The following is a 7649-nucleotide window of genomic DNA, read 5'->3' as shown; positions in this document are numbered from 1 at the left end:
TGCCGATGCAGAAACCGGTCCCGGGGCCGAAGCCGGGCCTGCGCCGGGGGCCGTCTGGGCCGGCACGCCGCCCGTGCCATTCGCCGCCGCGTTCTGCGGCGGCAGCGCGAAGGCTTCCACCGCGCTTGGCGGCAGCAGCGCGTCGGCCACGGGGCCGCCGGCGAGCAGCTGCAGCGCATTGCGGTCCCGCGCGAGCTGGGCGGCGGCCGCGGCGGCGTCGGCGCGGGCGGTGTCCACGGTGGTCTGCGTCTGGGCGAAGGCGAGGCCCGAGGTCGCCCCGCGCTCATAGCTCTGCCGGGCCAGGGACAGCGACTGCTCCCGCGTGCGCAGGGTTTCGCGCGCGAGCAGCAGGCGGCGCGCGTCGGCATCGAGCGTGAGCCAGGCGCCGGCCACGTCGGCGATCAGGGACAGGCGCACGCTGCGCGCGTTCTCGCCCACGCGCAGGAACTCCTGCAGCGCGGCGTCGTTCAGATTGCGCACCCGGCCGAAGAAGTCGATCTCGTAGCTCGCGAAGCCGATCTGCGCGTTGTACTGGCCGCCCGTGTTGGCGCGGCCCGCGGCGGTGAGGTCGTCGGCCGTGCGGCTGCGGCTGCCCGCCCCCGTGGCGGCCACGGTGGGGAACAGGTCGGCGCGGCTCACGCCGTACTGGGCCCGGGCACGCTCGATGGCGAGCGCCGCCACGCGCAGGTCGCGGTTGGCCTCGAGGGACTGGGCGATCACGCCGCGCAGCCGGGGTTCGGTGATGAACGATTCCCAGGGCTCGTCGCCGATACCGATGCCGGAGCCGGGCGCGTGCGCATCCGCGGATTGCGCCGTTGCCGCGTCCGATACCGCCGCCGTGCCGTCCAGCGTGGCGGGCACCGGCAGCGCGGGGGCCTGGTAGGGCGGCGCCAGGCTGGCGCAGCCCGCGGCGAGCAGGGCGGCCGCCATGGCGAGGGCGGTGGCGGCGGGGCGCACGTACGGCGCAGGCGTGCCGGCGGAACGGGTCGGCGAAAAAAGGTCGCGGCGCATCATGCGGAGGCTCCTGAGGCAGTACGGGACGCACGGCCCGCGAAGAAGCCGCGGATCAGCACGAAGAACACCGGCACGAAGAAGATGCCCAGCACCGTGGCCGACACCATGCCGCCCAGCACGGCGGTGCCGATCGCCTGGCGCCCGCCCGCGCCGGCGCCCGTGCCGATCGCGAGCGGCAGCACGCCGAAGCCGAAGGCCAGCGAGGTCATCAGGATGGGCCGCAGCCGCAGCCGCACGGCTTCGAGCGTGGCGTCGATCACGCTGCGCCCGGCCGCCTGCAGCTGGGTCGCGAATTCCACGATCAGGATCGCGTTCTTCGAGGCCAGCCCCACGGTGGTGAGCAGTCCCACCTGGAAGTACACGTCGTTCGACAGCCCCCGGATGCCGATGCCCAGCAGCGCGCCCACGATGCCCAGCGGCACCACCAGGATCACCGAGAACGGCACCGACCAGCTCTCGTAGAGCGCGGCCAGGCACAGGAACACGAACAGGATGGAGATCGCATAGAGCAGCGGCGCCTGCGAGCCCGAGAGCCGCTCCTGGTAGGAGGCGCCCGTCCACTCGTAGCCGATGCCGGGCGGCATCTCCTTCATGATCTCGTCCACCGCCGCCATGGCCGCGCCGGAGCTCACGCCGGTGGCCGCGTCGCCCACGAACTCGTAGCTGGGGCTGCCGTTGTAGCGCTGCAGCTGGGGCGATCCGTACGTCCAGCTGGTGGAGGAGAACGCGGTGAACGGCACCATCTGGCCCTGGTTGTTGCGCACCGTCCAGGGGCCGATGTCCTGCGGCAGCATGCGGAAGGGCGCGTCGCCCTGCATGTACACGCGCTTGACGCGGCCCTTGTTGAGGAAGTCGTTCACGTAGGTGCCGCCGATCGCGCTCGAGAGCGTGCTGTTGATGTCGGCCGTGGCCAGGCCCAGCGCGCCGGCCTTGGCGTCGTCGATGGCTACGCCCAACTGCGCGGTGTCGTCGGGGTTGTTGCTGCGCACGTTCGAGAGTTCGGGCCGCCCGGCGGCGAGCTTCAGCACCTTGTCCCGCGCGGCTACCAGCGCCGCGTGGCCCAGCCCGTTCAGGTCCTTGAGCTGGAAGTTGAAGCCCGCGTTGGCGCCCAGGCCGCGCACGGCCGGCGGCAGCACCACGAAGATGCGTGCGTCGCGGATCCTGCGCAGATCCCGCGTGGCCTTGCGCGCGATCGCGTCGGCGCTCTGCCCGGCGCCCGTGCGTTCGCTCCAGTCCTTGAGGCGCACGAAGCCGCGCGCGGAACTCTGGTCGCCGTTGGCCCCGGTGATGGAGTTGAAGCTCACCACGTCGGGCTGCTCGGCGAAGTATTTCTGCACTTCGGCCATCACCGCCTGCAGCCGCGTGTTGGACGAGCCCGCGGGCAGGGTGATCTGCACCTGTACGGCCCCCTGGTCCTCGTTGGGCAGGAAGGAGGTGGGCAGGCGCATGAACAGCACCGCCATGCCGCCCACGATCAGCAGGTAGATCACCATCATGCGGCCGCCGCGGCGCACGATGCGGCCCACGCCGCGCTGGTAGCCGTCGGCCGTGCGGTCGAAGCGGTGGTTGAAGCCCGTGAAGAAGCGGTCCATCCAGCCCAGCGGGCCGCGCCGCGGCGCGCCGCCGTGCGGGCTGTGCGCGCCCTTCGGAATGGGTTTGAGCAGCGTGGCGCAGAGCGCCGGCGTGAGCGTGAGCGCCACCAGCACCGACAGCACCATCGCCGAGACCACGGTGATCGAGAACTGCCGGTAGATCACGCCGGTGGAACCGCCGAAGAACGCCATCGGGATGAACACCGCCGACAGCGTGAGCGCGATGCCCACCAGGGCCGGCGTGATCTCCGCCATCGACTTGCGGGTGGCCTCCTTCGGCGGCAGCCCTTCCTCGCTCATCACGCGCTCGACGTTCTCCACCACCACGATCGCATCGTCCACCAGCAGCCCGATCGCCAGCACCATGCCGAACATGGTGAGCGTATTGATCGAATACCCCGCGGCCGAGAGCACCGCGAAGGTGCCCAGCAGCACCACCGGCACGGCGATCGCCGGGATCAGCGTGGCGCGGAAGTTCTGCAGGAAGAGGTACATCACCAGCACCACCAGCACCATGGCCTCGGCCAGCGCCTTCACCACTTCGTCGATGGAGGCCTCGACGAAGGGCGTGGTGTCGTAGCTCGTGAACGGCTTGAGCTGGTAGGGGAAGAACGGCTGCAGCTCGGCGATCTTGGCGTTCACCGCCTCGGCCACCGCCATGGCGTTGGCGCCGTCGGCCAGCACCACGCCCATGCCCGCGCCGGGCCGGCCGTTGAGGCGCGAGGTGATGGTGAGGTTCTCCGCGCCCAGCTCGATGCGCGCCACGTCCTTCAGGCGCACCACCGAGCCGTCGGTGGCCACCTTGAGCACGATGTTCTCGAACTCTTCCCGGCTCTGCAGCTTGCTGCGCGCGGTGATGGTGGCATTGAGCTGCTGGCCGCCCACGGCGGGCAGGGCGCCGAGCTGCCCGGCCGAGACCTGCGCGTTCTGCGCGTTGATCGCGCCGCCCACGTCGGAGGGCATGAGCGCGTACTTTTCGAGCTTGGCCGGGTCCATCCAGACGCGCATCGCGTAGGGCGTGCCCAGGGTCGCCACGTCGCCCACGCCGTCGATGCGGCTGATCACGTCCACCAGGTTGCTGGAGATGTAGTCGCCGATGTCCACTTGCGTGACCGACGGATCGGGCGAGGTGAAGGTGACGATCATCAGGTAGTCGTTGCCACCCTTCGTCACCGTCACGCCGCGGCTCTGCACGGCGGGCGGCAGGCGCGACATGGCCTGCTGCAGCTTGTTCTGCACCTGCACCTGCGCCACGTCGATGTTGGTGCCGGCATTGAAGGTGAGGGTGGTGCGCGAGCTGCCCGAGGCGTCGCTGGTCGAGCCCATGTAGATGAGGTTGTCCAGGCCCTTGAGCTGCTGCTCGATCACCTGCGTGACCGATTCCTCCACCGTCTTGGCCGATGCGCCCGTGTAGGTGGCGCTGATGGAGACGCGCGGCGGCGCGATGTCGGGGTACTGCTCCAGCGGCAGGCTGCGGATCGACATCGCGCCCGCGAGCATGATGACGATGGCGATGACCCACGCGAAGATGGGCCGGTTGATGAAGAACTGGGCCATGGCGCGTCCTCAGCGCGAGGCCGCGGGAGCGCTGCCCGCCGCACCGGGAGCCGATGCCGGTGCCGAAGCGCCCTGCGCGGGCGTGGCCCCTTGCGGCGGGCTCTTCACCTCGACCGCCTTCACCGTGTCGCCCGGCTGGATGCGCTGCAGGCCGTCCACGATGACGCGGTCGCCCGCGGTCACGCCCGCCATCGCCACCCAGCGGTTGCCCACGGCCGCGCCCACTTCGATGTTGCGGCGCTCCACCTTGTCCTGCGCGTTGGCGACCAGCACGCTGGCATTGCCGGCCGCGTCGCGCGTCACCCCCTGCTGGGGCACGAGCAGGGCCTGCTCGTTCATGCCGGTCTCCAGCGCCGCGCGCACGTACATGCCGGGCAGCAGCAGCCCGTCCGGGTTGGGCACCACGCCGCGCAGCGTCACGGCGCCGGTGGTCGGGTTCACGGTGACGCCGCTGAACTGCAGCCGGCCCGGGTGGGCGTAGGTGCTGCCGTCCTCCAGCTTGAGCCGCATGCGCGCCTGGCCTTCGCCCGCGCGCTGCAACCGGCCCTGCGCGAGGTCGGTCTTCCAGCGCAGCACCTCCGTGCTCGACTGGGTGACGTCCACGTAGAGCGGATCGAGCTGCGAGATGGTCGTGAGCGCGGTGGTCTGGTTGGCGGTGACCAGCGCGCCGGGCGTGACGGTGGAGATCGCCGTGCGGCCCGAGATCGGTGCGCGGATGCGCGCATAGCCCAGGTTGATGCGGGCGGTCTCGACCGAGGCGCGCGCCACGGCCACGTCCGACCGCGCCTGCTGGGCCGCGGCCTGGCTGTCGTCGGACACCTGCCGGCTCACCGCCTCGATCTTCGCCAGCTCGGCATTGCGCCGTGCGTTCGATTCCGCGGAGCCGGCCGTGGCCTGGGCGCGGGCGAGCGACGCCTCGGCACTGGCGAGCGCGGCTTCGAACGGGGCCGGGTCGAGCTGGTAGAGCACCTGGCCGGCCTTCACGTCCGCCCCTTCGGTGAACAGCCGCTTCTGCACGATGCCCCCCACCTGCGGCCGGATCTCGGCCACGAGGTGCGCGCTGGTGCGGCCGGGCAGCTCGGTGGTCACCGACTGGCGTTCCGGCTGCACCGTGACCACGCCCACCTCCACCGGGCCGCGCGGCGCCGGCGGCGGGGCCTTGTCCGAGCAGCCGGCCAGGGCCAGGCCCAGCGCGAGCCACAGGGCGCGCGCGCCTCGGGCGGCGGGAGCGGCGTGCGGCAGCGCGGGCGGGTGAAGGACGTCGGGAGCGGCAGACGCGGGAGCGGGGCGGGCGGTGCGGTGGGGCGTGGAATTCATGGCGGGCGCTGCGGGGGAGCCGGCCATTCTCGCCGCCGAATGAAAACGGCTTGTGAAGTACGGGCCTCGTCGCCGCCACGTTCCATTTCGGCGCCGGTGGCACGCGCACGTCTTCACGCGCACAGCGCGGAACGCCTGCACCAGACTTGCGCAGCGGAGGCGGCGCGACAGTGGCTGCGACGTCGTTGAATTCCGAATTCCGTCGTCACGTGACCGTGCGTTCCGCCGTGCGGCAACCTCTTCACCTTTCCGTGAAAAAATTCCGATGCAACAATGACTTGCGGTGTAGGACACCGGCGCGACATCGGATGGGGAAATTACCTTTTGCGTCCCACGCCTCGGTTCGTGCTATGGACCGGTTGTATCCAACTGCATCAATTTTGTCGCATTTCGGTCATATTTGCAGGGTGACCGGCTGGAATCGCCCAGGGCCGCACATTCCGACAAGACACCCCACAGCGAGGAGATCCCATGCGCGTCAACCTTCCCGTCACCAACCAGGAATACCCCTTCCCGCGCGGCGAGACCCTGGTGTCCACCACCGATCTGCAGGGACGCATCCTCTACTGCAACCCGATGTTCGTCGAAGTCAGCGGCTACGAACGCGTGGAACTGCTGGGCCAGCCGCACAACATGATCCGCCATCCGGAGATGCCGGAAGAGGCGTTCCGCGACATGTGGGAAACCATCGCGTCCGGCTGGCCGTGGTCCGCCGCCGTCAAGAACCGCCGCAAGAACGGCGATTACTACTGGGTCATGGCGAACGTGACGCCGCTCATGGAAGAGGGCCGGCCGGTGGGCTACATGTCGGTGCGCACCGAGGCGTCGCGCGAACAGATCGCGGCGGCGGAAGCGCTCTATGCCCGCATGCGCGCCGAGAAGCAGGCCGGCCGCACGGTGCATGCGCTGCAGCGCGGCCGGCTGGTGCGCCGGACGCTCTCGGGGCGCATCGCGCAGGCGCTGGACATCGGCCTGTCCGGCCGCGTGGCGCTGGCGTTCGCCGCCCTGTGGGTGGCCGCCGCGCTCGCGGCCTGGGTGGGCCCGCAAGAGGGCATGCCCGCCGCGCTGGCCTGGCTGGCCGTCACGGCGGTGGCCGTCGGCGGCTTCGCCTACGTGCGCCGCGCCGCGGTGCTGCCGCTCGCCCAGATGGTGGGCGCCGCCAACCGCATGGCCGCCGGCGATCTCACGCAGAGCATGGCGGTGACGCGGACGGGCCTGACCGGGGAATTGCAGCGGGCGCTGGCGCAGCTCAACGTGAACCTGCTGTCGATCGTGCGCGACGCCCGGCAGGAGAGCGACAAGATGCGCCTGTCGAGCCGCGAGATCGCCCAGGGCAACCAGGACCTGTCCTCGCGTACCGAGAGCCAGGCGAGCAACCTGCAGCAGACGGCCGCCTCGATGGAGGAGATCACCGGCACGGTGAAGCAGACGGCCGACTCCGCGCGCCAGGCGAGCGAACTCGCGCAGCAGGCGACCGGCGTGGCCGAGCGCACCAGCGGCGCCGTGGACGAGGTGGCCGTGACCATGCGGGAGATCCAGACCTCGTCCGGCCGCATCGGCGAGATCACCGGGCTGATCGACTCCATCGCCTTCCAGACCAACATCCTCGCGCTGAACGCGGCCGTGGAGGCGGCGCGCGCGGGCGAGCACGGCCGGGGCTTCGCCGTGGTGGCCGCCGAGGTGCGCAGCCTGTCGCAGCGCACCCAGGCCGCCGCGCGGGAGATCCGCCAGCTCATCGAAGAGTCCGCCGCACGGGTGCGCGAAGGCCACGACCGCACGGACGGTGCGCGGCGGACCATGCAGGAATCGCTCGACCTCGTGCGCCGCGTGGGCGTGTTCATCGCCGAGATCCACGGCGCCTCGACCGAGCAGCTGTCGGGCATCTCGCAGGTGAACGCCGCGGTCGCCCAGCTGGACACCATCACCCAGCAGAACGCCGCGCTGGTCGAGGAGAGCGCCGCCCTCGCCATGGAACTGGAGCGCCAGGCCCAGACCGTGTCGGAGTCGGTGCAGGTGTTCCGCCTGGAACGGGGCGCCCGCACCTCGGCACCCGACGCGGTGGCCCTGCGCAAGGCGGCCAGGGCCGGCCGGGGCGGCGCGGCCGCGCTGCCCGCGCCGCGCTGAGAACGGCCCCGTTGCAGTTCACCCGGCGAGGCTGCACACTGGGGC

The 7649-nt window shown here is 71.2% G+C and carries 4 protein-coding genes; 1 reads left to right on the top strand and 3 read right to left on the bottom strand.

Annotation, left to right across the window (positions count from 1 at the left end; translation table 11 throughout):
- The 3 genes from Q9R47_RS21735 to Q9R47_RS21725 all read right to left on the bottom strand — a co-directional run.
- A partial coding sequence (locus Q9R47_RS21735) for a TolC family protein (protein WP_311235201.1) occupies positions 1 to 930 on the bottom strand: 930 nt, incomplete at its 3' end.
- An 80-nt stretch (positions 931 to 1010) separates the two neighbouring features.
- Complete coding sequence (locus tag Q9R47_RS21730; RefSeq protein WP_311235195.1) at positions 1011 to 4163, bottom strand: efflux RND transporter permease subunit; 3153 nt, start codon at positions 4161 to 4163, stop codon at positions 1011 to 1013.
- Between the two features lie 9 nt (positions 4164 to 4172).
- On the bottom strand, positions 4173 to 5480 hold the full coding sequence (locus Q9R47_RS21725) for an efflux RND transporter periplasmic adaptor subunit (RefSeq protein WP_311235194.1): 1308 nt from the start codon (positions 5478 to 5480) through the stop codon (positions 4173 to 4175).
- 471 nt (positions 5481 to 5951) lie between these two features.
- On the opposite strand from Q9R47_RS21725, the gene Q9R47_RS21720 reads away from it, so the two are divergent.
- Complete coding sequence (locus Q9R47_RS21720; RefSeq protein ID WP_311235193.1) at positions 5952 to 7604, top strand: methyl-accepting chemotaxis protein; 1653 nt, start codon at positions 5952 to 5954, stop codon at positions 7602 to 7604.
- The last annotated feature ends 45 nt before the right edge of the window (positions 7605 to 7649 follow it).

It is taken from the genome of Acidovorax sp. PRC11 (assembly GCF_031844105.1).
Classification (GTDB): domain Bacteria; phylum Pseudomonadota; class Gammaproteobacteria; order Burkholderiales; family Burkholderiaceae_C; genus Paracidovorax.
This window is presented reverse-complemented; position numbering and strand designations above follow the sequence as displayed.

Excerpts from the sequence above, each read along its gene's own strand:
- Q9R47_RS21730 (WP_311235195.1), bottom strand. The coding sequence starts at position 4,163 with ATGGCCCAGTTCTTCATCAACCGGCCCATCTTCGCGTGGGTCATCGCC.
- Q9R47_RS21725 (WP_311235194.1), bottom strand. The coding sequence starts at position 5,480 with ATGAATTCCACGCCCCACCGCACCGCCCGCCCCGCTCCCGCGTCTGCC.
- Q9R47_RS21720 (WP_311235193.1), top strand. The coding sequence starts at position 5,952 with ATGCGCGTCAACCTTCCCGTCACCAACCAGGAATACCCCTTCCCGCGC.